We start from the raw sequence: 240 nt of genomic DNA, 5'->3' as shown, positions 1-240 counted from the left end.
CGCCGCCACCGCGACGTGCACCCGCTCGAGGCGGACCTGACCGGCGGCCAGGACGGCGAGCCGATCGGCGAGCGCATCAAGGTGCGCGGCCGCGTGCCCGACGACGACGGCCGCCCCGTGCGCCACCAGCTGGTGGAGATCTGGCAGGCCAACGCGGCCGGCCGCTACGTCCACAAGCGGGACCAGCACCCCGCGCCGCTGGACCCGAACTTCACGGGCATCGGCCGCACACTGACCGGC

General features: G+C 75.8%; 1 pseudogene. It reads left to right on the top strand.

The features are described 5' to 3' along the window. Positions 1-240 (top strand): annotated as a pseudogene (locus KVS67_RS12900) (protocatechuate 3,4-dioxygenase subunit beta); the annotation flags it as partial.

It is taken from the genome of Micrococcus sp. GbtcB5 (assembly GCF_019091605.1).
GTDB lineage: Bacteria > Actinomycetota > Actinomycetes > Actinomycetales > Micrococcaceae > Micrococcus > Micrococcus luteus.
The sequence above is the reverse complement of the archived record's forward strand: the minus strand, read 5'-3'. Positions and strand labels throughout refer to the sequence as shown.